Origin of the sequence: Rahnella inusitata (assembly GCF_018288855.1) — a bacterium.
In the GTDB taxonomy this organism is placed as follows: domain Bacteria; phylum Pseudomonadota; class Gammaproteobacteria; order Enterobacterales; family Enterobacteriaceae; genus Rahnella; species Rahnella inusitata.
Genome location: NZ_CP065025.1, coordinates 503,600 through 516,117, shown reverse-complemented (window position 1 = coordinate 516,117; position 12,518 = coordinate 503,600). Strand labels below are relative to the sequence as shown.

Here is a 12,518-nt window from a genome sequence, read left to right as displayed (position 1 = left end):
CGCATTCTCCCCGCTTTCATAGGCCGTATATCCGATAGGGTTGAAGAAGCGCTTCTACAGCAAAATCAAAGGTACTCGTGATATTGCCCACGTTTACTGCTTCGCGGTTCTCATACCAATGCGCAATGAGAAGGAGCATGGCTGTTTCAATATCCTCCCCATAAAGCAAGGCGTCAGGGTCCAGTAAATATGCTGGATCAGCTTCTTCGTAATACATTTTGCGGCGGGTATAGTTCTCGACATATCGGACAGCAGCCTTAATGCGAACATCGAACCAATCATCATCTTCAGTGAATTCCTGCTCAATATTGCAGTGATGCTTTGCCTTATCGATTGTCAGCATAATTCCGCCCTATTTTTTCTTTGTTTTTGGCTCTGGCTCTGGCTCTGGCTCTGGCTCTGGCTCTGGCTCTGGCTCTGGCTCTGGCTCTGGCTCTGGCTCTGGCTCTGGCTCTGGCTCTGGCAGGTTATTTGCTTCGCCGCCCGGCACCAAGCCAGATAACGAAAGATTTACCTGCACTTCAACTGCATACCCCTTAGCAACCAGTTCACGCCCATGCTGTTCATTGGTTTCAAAGGTTTCCTGCTCTACCACAACGTTGCTGTTGTGATAAATCGGCTTAATCGCGATTAATTTCATTGTGATCACCACAAATAAAAGCGGCCATGCGGCCGCTTATGAGATGAAAGCAGATTAGGTGGTTGGGCCACCTGAGAAGGAACCATAAATGAACGCTTCCGGGCGCTTAACGGCCAGCGCCAGACGCTCTTCGCAACGGATCGAAATCATGTTCTTTTCGAAATCGTCGGCGTTCTCGGTGCTGATCACCACGTTGGCGTCTTCACGGTCGAACAACTGAGCGGCGGCATTAAAGGCACCCGTCAGGAATTTACCCTGGAAGGCGGCAGTTTCTGTGGCCACGACCGGCAAGCCCCACAACGTAGGCCCCGTCAGAGCTGAAGGGTTCGCCAGAATGTAGCGGCCCAGCGTGTCTTTCGTCAGTTCGATCTTCGCCCAGTCGATGAAGTGCAGGACATGGCCTGATGCTGGGAAACGCGCCAGCTGTGCCTGCAACATGGCCAGACGCAGATCATCGATGCCGTTCTGCTGCTCTACCGAAAATGCCGGGTCGAACGCAGAGGCTTGAGGCACGATGCCGTGAAGGTGTACGCCGGTACCGTCGCCGAAGAGAATTTCCTGCTCTTCAACATATTTCAGGCCGTAGCGCATTTCTGCATCCACCGTTGATTGCAGCTGAGCAAAGTCATCGAGGATCTGTTTCGATGCTTTGAACATGTGAGCAATGGTGGTGACCGGGGTGATTTTGGTGGCGAATTCAATGCCGCTGTAAGGTTTGGTTGTCCCTTCCGCGACAACCTTCGCCGCGTTGGTGAAACCGGTCTGCTGTACCCAGAAAATCGCTGGTGCGCCGGTGCGACCAGGAGCAATCAAATCGCGGATGAACAAACGCTGTTTTGGTGCTGTATCAATGCCAGGCAGGCGCTGAGGTTCGACGACCCCGTTGGCAACGTCTGTGGAAAGAAGCGCTGCATTCACGGGAATGTTTACACGTTTTCCGCCTTCAACGCTCGCCGCGAAATTCTTGAGTGCTTCGGAACTGATCACCACTTTGCCCACGGTCTCCACAACCTTCGCGGCATTGTTCAAAGGCATGCTGGCAACATGCTGCTCCAGCTCACCCATCGCGGCTTTAATTGATTTGTTCGCTTCGGTCAGCGCATTAAACTCGCTTGCAATTTTATCAACCGCCTCTTTGGTCTGAGCAGAAAGATGACCTGAGTTTTTTGCTTCTTTCAAAGCATCCTCGGCCTTCTGACTGAAGGTGCCAGAGACTTCTTCGAGTTTAGCGGATACTTTTTTCAGTAATTCATTAACGTCTGACATGGTGATTCCTTATTTGCCGAACGCGGCCAGCGCGTCTTCAAGTTGTTTGATGTTTTCAGGGTTTGGATTGTCGGTAGCGCTCGGCGTACCTTGGTGATTGTCAGCAGCGCCCGGCGTACTGGCAGATAAAGATTTGAGAAGTTTTCTGCGCTCTGAGCGCGGTGTATTGGCCTTTGCCAGCAGCGCATCGAGTTTTCGCAGCGCTGCTGCAGGGCCTTCGTCCCCGTCGGAAATTTCATCCGCGGACAGAAGCCGGTCAGCAAAACCTTTCTCAACCGCATCGTTGCCGCCGATGTACGTTTCGTTGTCCATCATTGCTGACACGGTTTCGGCATCAAGCCCGCTGCGCGCGGAATAAATATCCTGCATTGCCCGGTCGAAGGGCTCCATGTCCTGCGCTGCGCGCGCGAGGTCAAGCCGGTTTCCTACCGCGACGACCCAGCAATTGTGGATCATGAGAAACGCGCCGCGCCCGATCTGCACCTCGTCACCGGCCATGGCGATAATCGACGCGGCAGAAGCGGCGATGCCCAGTACTTTTACGGTGACTTTGCCGCTGTATTCTCGCAGTTGGTTATAGATTGCCAGCCCTTCGAACATGTCACCGCCCGGCGAGTTGATGCTCACTGTGACGTCTTCCCCGTTCATTGAGCGAAGAGCACCAGCAATTCGGTTAGCTGTAACACCCTCCCCCCAGTAATCAGAACCAATGACATCGAAAATAGAGATCGTGTTGTCGTTGCTGTTGGCAGCCTTAATGCCACCGTCCCAGCGATCCAAAGCGGCCGGTGATAGCTCACTGGTGACTTTCGCGCACGGGCGCCCCTCCGGCGCTGCCGGAAGATTCTTTAATGACATGGGTTGGCTCCTAAGCCGCCTTTTTCAGCGGGGAATGTTCGAAAGAAATATCGGGGAACAGTTGGTTATGGAGCTCGAGCAGTGCGTTCGCTCTGGCTGCCTGGTTGTTTTGGCGTAAATCTTCAAGTGCGGTGAGGTTCAGCTGCACGGTGTAAATGTCGCCGCCTGGGATCGGAGGCAGATTTTCCAGCCGGCGGACGTCGTTGCGGCTCATCCAGCCATTCTGCAGGGCCGTGGTGTAATAAGCCGCGCGCCCGGCGCTGTCAGCGCGGAGTAAACCTTCAACAGAGAATTCGGCAAAATAATCTTCATCATTTCCGAGCAGGCAGCGCCCTATCTCTTGCTCGATATTGACCAATAGTGGGCGCAGCGTGTTAGTCAGGAATAAAAGGTTCATGCCTTCGACGCTGGACGCCCAACTGCTTTGCTTGGTCATATGCCCGACCATAAACGGCGGGATCCGGAACCAACGGCAGATTTCTTCAATACTGAAGGATCGGCTCTCCAGCATCTGCGCGGCTTCAGGGTTCATCGTAACCCCCTGATAAGTCATGTCGCCTTCCAACACCATGACCTTACCGGCATTCTTTGAACCCACAAACGTGCTCAGATTTTGCTTTAAGCGCGCTCTTTGTTCCGCGTTTATATCGGTCTTAGCGCTGATAAATCCTGAGTTCTGTATGCCGTTTTCAAAGATTTTCGCGGCAGATTCCTCAACTGCCATGGCCGAACCAATAACATCCCGCCCGGCCATCATCGGCATCATGCCGCAGACGCCGTCCAGGCCGAACCCGCGAATGTGCATCATGTTTTTCACGGGGATATCACGCTTACCGTTTTTATCGGTATAGGTGTACTGCAGCTGCCCGTTATCGAGGCGCTTAACGACCATGTTTTGAGGAAGAAGCGGGTTAAGACCAACAACCTTTTGCCCGATCATCAGCTTTTCGATGAAGGCATTACCGCGCATACAGATGCTTGCCACCAGCATCAGCATGAATCTGGACGGCGTCATTTCTCCATTGGGCTGTTTACAGAGCACTTTATAGGCCGGGTGATCGGTGGCCAGCGCGCGCGAACCGTCCTTTTCCCGCTTATAGACTTTTAGTGGCAACGTTGAGACTGATTCGCTCAGCAGCCGCGCGCAGGCCCAGACAGCGGACAGCATGATCGCCTTATCGACGGTCACCGTTTTACCGCTGCTGCTGGTACCCATCCACTCCTGCCAAAACGTGCCGGTGGTCAAACTGATAGGTACACCGAGCCAATTTAAAAGGGCGCTTTTTACACGCCCCGGTTGTTTTTTGGATTTCATCAGACACCTATCATTATCGGATCTTCAAAGAAGTCGGTTAAGTCCTGCTTATCATCACCACCGTTGACGAGTAACCGGCTTTTGGCGGTGAACAGCGCCACCGGCCCATCGATTTTATTTTCCGGCGTTGATTTATTCGGGAACACGTTGTCGTTTTTGTCAGGCTTAACGGTGACGTTTGACATCATCCACGTCATCACGGGGTTGCCGTCGTGGTGAATCTTGCTGCCGTAGACGTCGGCCTGAACTGACTTCATGGATTCAGACAGGTTTTTTACCGTCTGGGCAACTTCGACCAGCGGTAATCCCTCTTCGGCCAGCGCCAGGCTAAACTGGGTTGCGCTCCACGGGTCGAAGGCTATTTCTTTCAGGCTTTCACCTTTCACCCAGGCTTCAACCTCGGCTTTGATATAGCCGTGATCGATAACGTCACCATCGGTTAAATCCAGATATCCGGCATCCGCCCATTTCCGGTAGAGCTCAGAAATATGCTTCGGCGCGGTTTCCAGTCGCCCTTCGGGGATCCAGAATTTCGACTTGGTATGGGTGTGACCATTAGGTGCCAACCACGTTTTAACCGCGGCGCAGATGTCTATCTTGTTGGCTAAATCGATACCCACCCAAAGCGGCCAGTTGACCAGGTCTTCATCCGGAGCGATGTCGCCGCACTTATCCCAGCGGGCCATATCCATCCAGGCGCTTTCAGCGGTAACCCAGATATTGAGGTGCTTGGTGAAAAAGTTCGGACGCGCGGCGATCTGTTCTTTCGCTTTTTTCGCCAGACGGCGCATGTCGTCCCAGCGCTTAAAGATCCCAAGCCCCGGATTTGCCTTCGGCCAGTTCTTTTCATCGAACGGGTCGTCGTCCTCATCCAGCGTGTAAATCATCGCGAAGTATGTGTCGTCCTCCACCACGCCGCGCAGTACCTTGATGGCGTAATCGCGCTGTTCAAAACAGATGCCTTCTTTGTTGGAGCCTGCCGTGGTGATTGCGAAAAGCAGCGATTGCAGACGCGCGCCAGTCGCTGTTTCCAGTACGTCCCAAACGTCACGGGTTCGGTGAGCGTGGAGCTCATCGACAATGCCGCAGTGAATATTCAGGCCGTCGAGATTATTAGCGTCGCTGGAAAGCGGCTCAAACTTGGAGGCGGAGCGCTCCTGGTGAATGTTGAGTTTTACATGACCGAACAAACGGCCCAGCGAACGGGGCGCTTTTTTGATCATGTTTTTGGCATCGTCAAAAACGATACGCGCCTGGTCGCGCGTCGTGGCCGCCGAGTAAACCTCCGCGCCCCCCTCACCATCCGCACCGGTCATATACAGGCCGATGCCGGAGGACAACGTAGACTTGGCGTTTTTGCGCGCCACCTCGTCATATGCGGTTCTGAAACGGCGCACCAGTATGGTGTCTCCGTCCTCATCAAGCATTTGCTCGCCGGTCATCTCGTCGATAAGCGGGATCACGAAGCCAAACAGGTTAATCAGGATAAAGACGTGCCATGCCATAAGCTTTATCGGCTTACCGGCCAGCGCGCCTTTGACGTGGGGAACAAAATCATAAAAGTCGAGAACGTGTTGGGCGCGATCCTCGTTAAAGTAGATGCCGCGCTCCGGCCCATGCTCTAAATCGTTAAGGAATCGTCGGCACGCAAGGCGTACCAGTTCGCCAGCAACAATCTCGCCAGCCAGCACGCGCTCTGCGTACTGAATACCTTCCGAAACGGTTGCCATTCATCATTTGCGCTTTTTCAAAAATTCTTCGAGTGGGTCGGCTTCCCCTGCACCATCGCTGCTTACCTTGCTGCGTGAAGCCGGTGTCATGCCGAATTCTGCCATCATGCCGCGTAGGCGTTTCCAGGCATCTGCCATCATTCCAACCCGCGGATGAGCTTTAATCAGAGTGTCGCCTGTCATCGTCTTTGTTTTGTAGGTCTCCCCCTCCTCATCCAGAATGTCTCGGTGACTTCTCCATTCCACATAAGCACCGATCAACAATTCAAGTGCCATTCCATCGAGATGCGTGATCACGTTGGAACCATCCAGCTCTTCACCGATCCGCTTGAACCAATACTTCTCTTGCTTATTGAAATGCTTCGGAACTGGGGGTACCCCTGACGGAGGTTTTGGCTCTGTCTTGTTTATTGCGCGTTTTGAAGGGTTCCCCTTGATCAAACGCAGATTCGTTGGGGTTCTCGGTGGTCCAGACATGATAGAAAACTCCTATTAATCGCGATTGGGGATCCCCATGAAAAAGGTTTCCAACCTGCGGGCGCGTAACAAAAACTTAGGCGGCGGTCCTGAGGCGCAAGGGGCCTGAACTTTTGACCCGCCCTCCCCCCTCTCGCAAATGAGAATAGATATCATTTTCATTAAAATGATTCAAAATGCAACGATTTATCATGTTATTAATAATCATTATCATTTGGATCGTTCTCGCCCTGTTTTCTTTCGATGGCAGGGCCAGCAGAGGCTTTCGAGATTGCTTTGATCATCGGTACCCCCATTGGCTTTAGCGATAATGTGGTCGACAGTCGTTGCCGGAGTCAGCCTGTCCTGACGTTTGCACTCTTGGCACAGGTGTTTATCACGGGCGAGAATGAGTGGTCTGAGCTTGTCCCAACTGGTGCCATATCCACGCTCATGCCTTGACTGTCCACGCTGGTGCTGCTGCCAACCTTCGTTACGGTGCGTCTCACAGTAGCCCGACCTGTCAGTCGTAGTGCGGCCGCATCCATGCTTTCTGCATGCGCGAGGTATTGCTGCTGGCATGATTAATCCTTGTTATGGAGATACGGCAAGACGCCAGGCGCGGCGACGCTCGCTCCTTGGCTCGTTGTCCGGGTGCCGCTCAACGGTTGCACCATCAGCATGATCAACCAATGAGTAACACGGATAGATAACCTCACCACCCAGTGCGTCACCGACTGCATAGTCAGCAGCCTGATTGCGATTCCAATCCGAGAGCCCGAATTGCACGCAGGCGAATACTGGACACCATCGATAGTGACCTGCATATAAGCTCCAATAAAAAAAACCGCCCTTAGGCGGTGCTTTAATCTTATTTTGTACAATCTTAACAAACTACTTCGGCTCTCTAATATTAGCAGCCCAAATATTAATTCTTTTGTCTATTACAACGGTGAAACCGGATTTCAAATCAGCGTAAAGCTCATTAGCTCTTGTTGGTTTTGATACGGTATAACTAACAATGCTGTTTTTTTCTAACTTTTGGCAACTGAAATCCAAGGTTTCCAGCCCCATATTGACATATATTTTTGCGGATTTTTTATCTACATCACAAGGTTTTTTAACGATGTAGGATATGACTATGCTAGACCAGTTAGTGCCTGGACCGACAATACTCACTAAAACAGGCTGGTTATCCTCTGTCTGAGTGGTTGCATAAAGAACACCATCCGTTCTTCGCCAAACGTTGTATTCACCTTCAATGTATGCAGCATTTACACTCGATGCAAACAACAGCCCAATAACAACACTAAATACAATCTTCATCTGTTATCTTCCTTGCTAGAGATCTTTTGTCGTCCTTGCTTATAAAATAACATTCTCTCTTACACTTTTACATATATCACTTTAAACAAAGTGCATTTATCTTCCTGTCGACCTCATTTCCTATTTAACGTTGCAACTTTTCTTGGCTTCAGTGGCATAGCCCTGTAAGTATTGGATCACTTGGTCGTCTTTGATGGTGCTGGCTCGGAGATCGAGAACAGCCCGTCCACCAGCGCCAGAGAGTTCGACTTGTGCTGCATCGCCCATGCCGCCGGTTCCGGTAGTGCTGTTCCCGACAAGCTCGCAGGTGGCAAGGTTTGCTGCTGCGATCCGCACCCGGCGAGTGTCAGCAGCGACATCAGCGCGCAGCCTGTCATTCTTGGACTGTTCATCGGCTAATTCCTTCGTGTGTTTGGCATCCAGCGCCGCCAGCGCGGTTTGTGCCGCTTCGGTGCGCTTCTTCTGGTTGGTCAGGTCAAACACGGCCTGATCACTGAATTTCTTCAGCTCTGCGGTGTGGGTCGCTTTCAGCTTTGACACGTCGGCGTCCCAGCGCAGCCCCTCAATCCACCAGACCAGCGCGGCAGCCAGTAATATGGCAACAGCCGATTTCCAGTAAGCCTTAAGCACAGCAGCAAACAATGATGTTTCCACGTCGTGCCTCTCAGATGCCCAGCGCTTTCTGGGCAATTGCCAGACGAGCCTGCCGGTCGACCAGACCATTTACGCCACCGTTGATTCGTTTGGTCAGCCCCACAAAGTCGCCTGAGTCGGCAAAGCTGTTGCAGTTGTTTGCCTTCCAGAACCAGCCCGCCGACCGCGCCGCGTATTCATCTTTCAGAAGCAAGTCAGGATCGGTGATTAGGTCAATGCCCAGCGCACGGCCACAGGCCAGATAGTTATCGAGGAACGTGATTTGTTTCAGTCCACGACCACGGAATTTATAACCATCACCCGCTGCCTTGTTGCCGTACCGGCCACCATAAGCAAGATTGGCAATGGCGCGCTGGCGCTCAACAGGCAGTGGACCTTCACCATTCCGGCGCCCGAGCTGTTCACGCTGTGATGCTGTGAGGCGCGTAAACACTGAAAGCCCGGCGATCGAATAGTTGAAGGACTCGACCAGCGTTTTAAATCCACCGGACTCATGTCCCACCTGCGCAATGAATGCCGCCTTACGCGCCGGGGTGGAAATATCGAATTCAGCCATCGTGGACACCACATGCGGATACCAGCGCGCGGCTAAGTCGGCGCTCAGGGAAGCCGCATTGGTAAATTGGTCTTTTGTCATTGTGGATGTCTCAGCGCGCTGAATAGTTTGGCGACGTTGCCACCGGTTCGGTATACAGCAACGCAGATGATCGCGTTGATTGCGAAAGCCGCCCAATGGGTGCTGGTGTAGTGATCGAACATGAATCGGAGCGGAACCGTCGCGTATGCCAGGATAAGCAGGTATGCCAGCCATGAAGCCCACGTCCGATGGGTAGCGCCCTTCTTACGGAAGAAACTGAGGCGAATGACAACCAGGCTGCAAAGCACTACGTTGCCAATCACCAGCGGGTCATTTATTACCACTGTTCCCCCTCCACCGATCAATCAGTGATGTTGGGTTTTTCGCTCTGTTGCTCGCAAAGGTCAGCAGCTGAACTGCTATTGCTGCAAGGATTAACGCGCCCAGAGCATCCAATGGTTTATCGCTGTATCCGAGCCATGAAGATAATTTCGAACCCGTCACGCCAGCCCCGAAAAGCCCTACCATGAAGGACACACAGAAATAAGAGGCCCGGCGAAGAAGAGTAAGGTCAGTGGCTGAGGTGACATAGAACATAGCGCCAGCAAAGGAACCGAAAACTACGCCATAGTCCAGACCGCTAACCCATCCGAATATACTGACGCCAGCAAGTGCCACAGTGGCACCAGCAGCGCCAGACAATGGATCAGACATTGATAAACCCCTTATCGCTGTTGCTGTCCTCACAACCGAATTGAGGGCATAAAAAAAAGGCCGCCCATTAGGCGACCTCATATGTTTTGGAGTCTTTAGACCCACATTTTTCCTTTAATTTTGGCAAAAAAGATCTAATTTTGGAAAATATTACGTTTTGCAAAAAATATAAGAAAATCATAAGTCAGATATTGACAGGTTTGTCGCACCAGCAAGGGCGGGGGCTACAAGAGAGAGTCAAAAATATCTCCCCAAGTTATCCACAAATCTGGCGATTTTGTTCACTTGCAAATGACCCATACGCTCTCTATCTTGTAGATCGAAGCGGATGAATGTCTAGATGTTGTGTTTGTAAGTCTGTGAATATGACATCAGGAATTATTCTACTGCAGAGGAATTTTGGGGAGCCTCCCGCAAAAGAAGCCCCCCAGATATACGAAACGAGTTCTTTTGGAAGACCCCGCTAACGCATACGTCACAGTGAGCACATTAGCGTTTCCAAATATATTGTCAAGGAGCATGGGTCTGTGACTTGACTGAGGAAAGTGTAATGTCGACCACCAATCTTGCCCATCAAATTGGGTTTGCTTCAAGAAAATCAGTGTATGTAAATCGCTACCAACGCATCCGCTACGGGCGATTGGAGCATGTTATCGATCACTTCCGCTCGCCGCCAAACTGAGTGGATTATGTGATTAATTAACGCAAAGCTCGGCATGAAAATGCCGGGCTTTTTTTACATACAAAAACAAATGAACCCCGCGGAAGCGAGGTTCTGAAATTGTCTAAGCTTTGTGACTACGTGACCACTCTTAACAGGTTACAAGAGTTTTTGCGTAGCGCACTAGAACTATTTTATGCGACTTTCGCCACCCTGATTTTCTGAGTGTAAGCGTCCATCTCCAGCACCGCTCCGGTCATTGCGAGACACCCATCAACGAAGCCTTCCGCTACCTGCAACTGCTGGCGGATCAGGCCTTCACTCACTTTGTACATCTTCGCTATTTTCCGTTTGGATAGACCCATGCGGTAATGCAGCATAATGAGCGTTACCTCTTCCGGTTTACGGACGGCAGCGAGACGCCCTACCGCAGCATCTACAATCAGGCCATCATTATCACAACAGGATTCGACCTTGCTGGATTCAGTGGGCAGTAGACCTTTAAATCCTGCGGCAATAGGTGACCAGTCAACGCCTGAATTATCTTTCGCCCAAACGCCATAACGAGCCAGTACCAGTTGAATATCACGCATTATTCTCTCCACACTCTTATTTTGCTTTGCCTGTAGCGATAACACCCATCGCCAACGCGCGGTCTAATGTCGTCAGTAACAGATGTTCCTGTGTACCGTGTTCGTTTTCCCAATCCTGGGTATTCGCATGAAGTGAGTCGTGACACCGTCTGCACAGCGGGATCACGAACAGGTCATGCGCTTTTGTCGCCATTCCACCAAATCCGTTGCCGGTGATGTGGTGCGGATCATCAGACCCGTTACCACAGGCACAGCATGGCTGGCGCTTTACCCACTGGGTGTATTTCGTGTTCTCGTACCGGCGGCGCTTCGGGCGCAGCAAGAATGACTCCGGCGTCTCCGGATCGATTGCCAGCGCCAACACGGGTTTGATGTTGTTCGCCAGAGCCTCTCGTGGTTCTTTCTCATAAGGGTCGGTGTCGGATTCTTTCATCTGGGTGCCAGGTGCGCGGTATTTCACGCCCAGAGCCTCGCAAATGATTTCCTCCGGCAGTTGTGTGGCCAGCCCTTTACTCGTTGACCACCAGCAAAGCTCGCCCAGAGTCAAGCGGTGTCCGTCGGGAAGCCGAGAGCGAGCCCGGATAGCTTCAGTCACGAATTCAGTGACATTCGCCAGCGCAGCGGCGTCCAGTTTGGCGGATTCTTTGTCGCGGTATTCATTGTCGTGAGACCAGCACAGGGACACCATGCCGCGCGCCCGGCGCACCTGCACCAGCTCATGATGATGATATTGGCCGCCGAAGTCGGTGCACTGACAGCCGCGGTTACGCTTAACCCAAAGCTTCAGCGCATCCCAGCCACCAGCCAGACCAATCACGCGCTCTGACGAAAGAAAGGGTGCGAGACGCGGATCACGCGATAACGGCTGAGCCTCTACCGGTACCAGACCGTCGGGCACGCCGCGCAGGTCTGCTGGCTCGTCGGTGATCAGCAGACGTTTACCGCTAAAGTGCTGCAGCATGTCGCCCGGCGGCCGCAACAGCACGATCCCCAAATCCCTCTGTGGGTATGGCTTCAATAATGCTCTCACGCGGCGGCCTCCTGTTTCTTCCGAAGATATTCAGCCCACAATCCGGCAATCCACTGGATCCCCTTGGGCGTAAAACGTGCCTGACGGAACGCATGCTGATTGGCCGGGTTTGTGCCGGTCTTCATTTCGAACCGACCAGCATCGGTGTGCATGCTGTATGGCGTAAATTGCCCGTCTTGCCGGTATACGATTTTTTCATCAATCATGAACAACCTGAATTCTGGCTCTTTTGCCTTGAGCAGCTTGCACACAGATCGGAAGCCCATCGAACCTTTGGCAATGACATACTGATCAACGAAGTCCACTTTCGGCGCCGCCAGCGCCAGTTGAGATTCAAGAACCTGTTTTTCCTCTGCCAGATCTGCAGCGAGGCGAAGCGCTTCAGGTAGTGATTGAGGAACTTGGCTTTTCGATTCCAGCTCCTGCCAGCGATCCACCACAACGGCGGTAAACTCCGGCGACAACCGGGCGACCAGCACCAGAGAATCACGTTTATTGAACCAGTATTCCTGATATTCCTGACCGTTCTGCTCATGCAAATAGGGGGTGTGCGCCAACGGCGCGCTTAAAATTTCACCAACTGCAAGCCGTTCAGCCGAGCGCTTAACATCGCTGTGCTTGCTCTGCACCAGCTCAGCAATTTCACGGCTCGACATGGTTACCACTTTTCCTGACAGCAAACTGTTCGACATAAATAC

The 12,518-nt window shown here is 52.2% G+C and carries 17 protein-coding genes; 1 reads left to right on the top strand and 16 read right to left on the bottom strand.

All coding sequences use genetic code 11. From position 1 onward, the window contains the following. Positions 1-16 precede the first annotated feature (16 nt). The 13 genes from I2123_RS24175 to I2123_RS24115 form a co-directional block, all read right to left on the bottom strand. Positions 17-343 (bottom strand): head-tail connector protein, encoded by a 327-nt coding sequence (locus I2123_RS24175; RefSeq protein WP_136376754.1) that lies wholly within the window; start codon positions 341-343, stop codon positions 17-19. Positions 344-352: 9 nt separating this feature from the next. Continuing rightward, positions 353-640, bottom strand: a complete 288-nt coding sequence (locus I2123_RS24170) for a DUF7210 family protein (protein WP_213052708.1) — start codon at positions 638-640, stop codon at positions 353-355. A gap of 54 nt (positions 641-694) precedes the next feature. Next, the gene (locus tag I2123_RS24165; protein WP_213052707.1) at positions 695-1,906 is read right to left on the bottom strand and encodes a phage major capsid protein; all 1,212 of its coding nucleotides are present in this window, start codon (positions 1,904-1,906) and stop codon (positions 695-697) included. 9 nt (positions 1,907-1,915) lie between these two features. Next, positions 1,916-2,764, bottom strand: coding sequence for a head maturation protease, ClpP-related (locus I2123_RS24160; protein WP_213052706.1), 849 nt, complete (start codon positions 2,762-2,764; stop codon positions 1,916-1,918). A 10-nt stretch (positions 2,765-2,774) separates the two neighbouring features. Further along, positions 2,775-4,079: a phage portal protein gene (locus I2123_RS24155; RefSeq protein ID WP_213052705.1), complete on the bottom strand. Its 1,305-nt coding sequence runs from the start codon at positions 4,077-4,079 to the stop codon at positions 2,775-2,777. Next, positions 4,079-5,809 carry a terminase large subunit gene (locus tag I2123_RS24150; RefSeq protein ID WP_213052704.1) on the bottom strand — a complete coding sequence of 577 codons (1,731 nt, stop codon included), beginning with the start codon at positions 5,807-5,809 and terminating at the stop codon, positions 4,079-4,081. Before I2123_RS24150 ends, I2123_RS24155 begins: the two co-directional genes overlap by 1 nt. 3 nt (positions 5,810-5,812) lie before the next feature. Continuing rightward, on the bottom strand, positions 5,813-6,286 hold the full coding sequence (locus I2123_RS24145) for a phage terminase small subunit P27 family (protein WP_195816745.1): 474 nt from the start codon (positions 6,284-6,286) through the stop codon (positions 5,813-5,815). Positions 6,287-6,496: 210 nt separating this feature from the next. Further along, on the bottom strand, positions 6,497-6,847 hold the full coding sequence (locus I2123_RS24140; protein WP_213052703.1) for an HNH endonuclease: 351 nt from the start codon (positions 6,845-6,847) through the stop codon (positions 6,497-6,499). A gap of 312 nt (positions 6,848-7,159) precedes the next feature. After that, positions 7,160-7,591 (bottom strand): hypothetical protein, encoded by a 432-nt coding sequence (locus I2123_RS24135; RefSeq protein WP_213052702.1) that lies wholly within the window; start codon positions 7,589-7,591, stop codon positions 7,160-7,162. Positions 7,592-7,711: 120 nt separating this feature from the next. After that, positions 7,712-8,245 carry a lysis system i-spanin subunit Rz gene (locus tag I2123_RS24130; protein WP_244879940.1) on the bottom strand — a complete coding sequence of 178 codons (534 nt, stop codon included), beginning with the start codon at positions 8,243-8,245 and terminating at the stop codon, positions 7,712-7,714. 10 nt (positions 8,246-8,255) lie between these two features. After that, on the bottom strand, positions 8,256-8,882 hold the full coding sequence (locus I2123_RS24125) for a glycoside hydrolase family 19 protein (RefSeq protein ID WP_213052700.1): 627 nt from the start codon (positions 8,880-8,882) through the stop codon (positions 8,256-8,258). Then, entirely contained in the window at positions 8,879-9,166 is a 288-nt protein-coding gene (locus I2123_RS24120; protein WP_056769639.1) for a phage holin family protein, read from the bottom strand. Before I2123_RS24120 ends, I2123_RS24125 begins: the two co-directional genes overlap by 4 nt. Beyond that, on the bottom strand, positions 9,153-9,536 hold the full coding sequence (locus I2123_RS24115) for a phage holin family protein (RefSeq protein WP_213052699.1): 384 nt from the start codon (positions 9,534-9,536) through the stop codon (positions 9,153-9,155). Before I2123_RS24115 ends, I2123_RS24120 begins: the two co-directional genes overlap by 14 nt. A 550-nt stretch (positions 9,537-10,086) precedes the next feature. Between I2123_RS24115 and I2123_RS25690 the strand changes: the two genes are divergently transcribed. After that, a complete protein-coding gene (locus I2123_RS25690; protein WP_274611829.1) occupies positions 10,087-10,218 on the top strand; it encodes a hypothetical protein in 132 nt (43 codons plus the stop codon). Between the two features lie 173 nt (positions 10,219-10,391). On the opposite strand, the gene I2123_RS24110 is transcribed toward I2123_RS25690, so the two are convergent. The 3 genes from I2123_RS24110 to I2123_RS24100 are packed head-to-tail and all read right to left on the bottom strand — an operon-like array spanning position 10,392 to position 12,512. Then, positions 10,392-10,790, bottom strand: a complete 399-nt coding sequence (locus I2123_RS24110; protein ID WP_213052698.1) for an antiterminator Q family protein — start codon at positions 10,788-10,790, stop codon at positions 10,392-10,394. A 16-nt stretch (positions 10,791-10,806) separates the two neighbouring features. Further along, the gene (locus I2123_RS24105; RefSeq protein WP_213052697.1) at positions 10,807-11,820 is read right to left on the bottom strand and encodes a DUF968 domain-containing protein; all 1,014 of its coding nucleotides are present in this window, start codon (positions 11,818-11,820) and stop codon (positions 10,807-10,809) included. Continuing rightward, positions 11,817-12,512 carry a phage antirepressor KilAC domain-containing protein gene (locus I2123_RS24100; protein WP_213052696.1) on the bottom strand — a complete coding sequence of 232 codons (696 nt, stop codon included), beginning with the start codon at positions 12,510-12,512 and terminating at the stop codon, positions 11,817-11,819. The genes I2123_RS24105 and I2123_RS24100 overlap by 4 nt, the downstream gene beginning before the upstream one ends. Positions 12,513-12,518 lie beyond the last annotated feature (6 nt).

Bases quoted from the DNA above. Each gene is read 5' to 3' on its own strand.
- I2123_RS24175 (WP_136376754.1), bottom strand. From the start codon at position 343: ATGCTGACAATCGATAAGGCAAAGCATCACTGCAATATTGAGCAGGAA.
- I2123_RS24170 (WP_213052708.1), bottom strand. From the start codon at position 640: ATGAAATTAATCGCGATTAAGCCGATTTATCACAACAGCAACGTTGTG.
- I2123_RS24165 (WP_213052707.1), bottom strand. From the start codon at position 1,906: ATGTCAGACGTTAATGAATTACTGAAAAAAGTATCCGCTAAACTCGAA.
- I2123_RS24160 (WP_213052706.1), bottom strand. From the start codon at position 2,764: ATGTCATTAAAGAATCTTCCGGCAGCGCCGGAGGGGCGCCCGTGCGCG.
- I2123_RS24155 (WP_213052705.1), bottom strand. From the start codon at position 4,079: ATGAAATCCAAAAAACAACCGGGGCGTGTAAAAAGCGCCCTTTTAAAT.
- I2123_RS24150 (WP_213052704.1), bottom strand. From the start codon at position 5,809: ATGGCAACCGTTTCGGAAGGTATTCAGTACGCAGAGCGCGTGCTGGCT.
- I2123_RS24145 (WP_195816745.1), bottom strand. From the start codon at position 6,286: ATGTCTGGACCACCGAGAACCCCAACGAATCTGCGTTTGATCAAGGGG.
- I2123_RS24140 (WP_213052703.1), bottom strand. From the start codon at position 6,847: ATGCCAGCAGCAATACCTCGCGCATGCAGAAAGCATGGATGCGGCCGC.
- I2123_RS24135 (WP_213052702.1), bottom strand. From the start codon at position 7,591: ATGAAGATTGTATTTAGTGTTGTTATTGGGCTGTTGTTTGCATCGAGT.
- I2123_RS24125 (WP_213052700.1), bottom strand. From the start codon at position 8,882: ATGACAAAAGACCAATTTACCAATGCGGCTTCCCTGAGCGCCGACTTA.
- I2123_RS24115 (WP_213052699.1), bottom strand. From the start codon at position 9,536: ATGTCTGATCCATTGTCTGGCGCTGCTGGTGCCACTGTGGCACTTGCT.
- I2123_RS25690 (WP_274611829.1), top strand. From the start codon at position 10,087: ATGTCGACCACCAATCTTGCCCATCAAATTGGGTTTGCTTCAAGAAAA.
- I2123_RS24110 (WP_213052698.1), bottom strand. From the start codon at position 10,790: ATGCGTGATATTCAACTGGTACTGGCTCGTTATGGCGTTTGGGCGAAA.
- I2123_RS24100 (WP_213052696.1), bottom strand. From the start codon at position 12,512: ATGTCGAACAGTTTGCTGTCAGGAAAAGTGGTAACCATGTCGAGCCGT.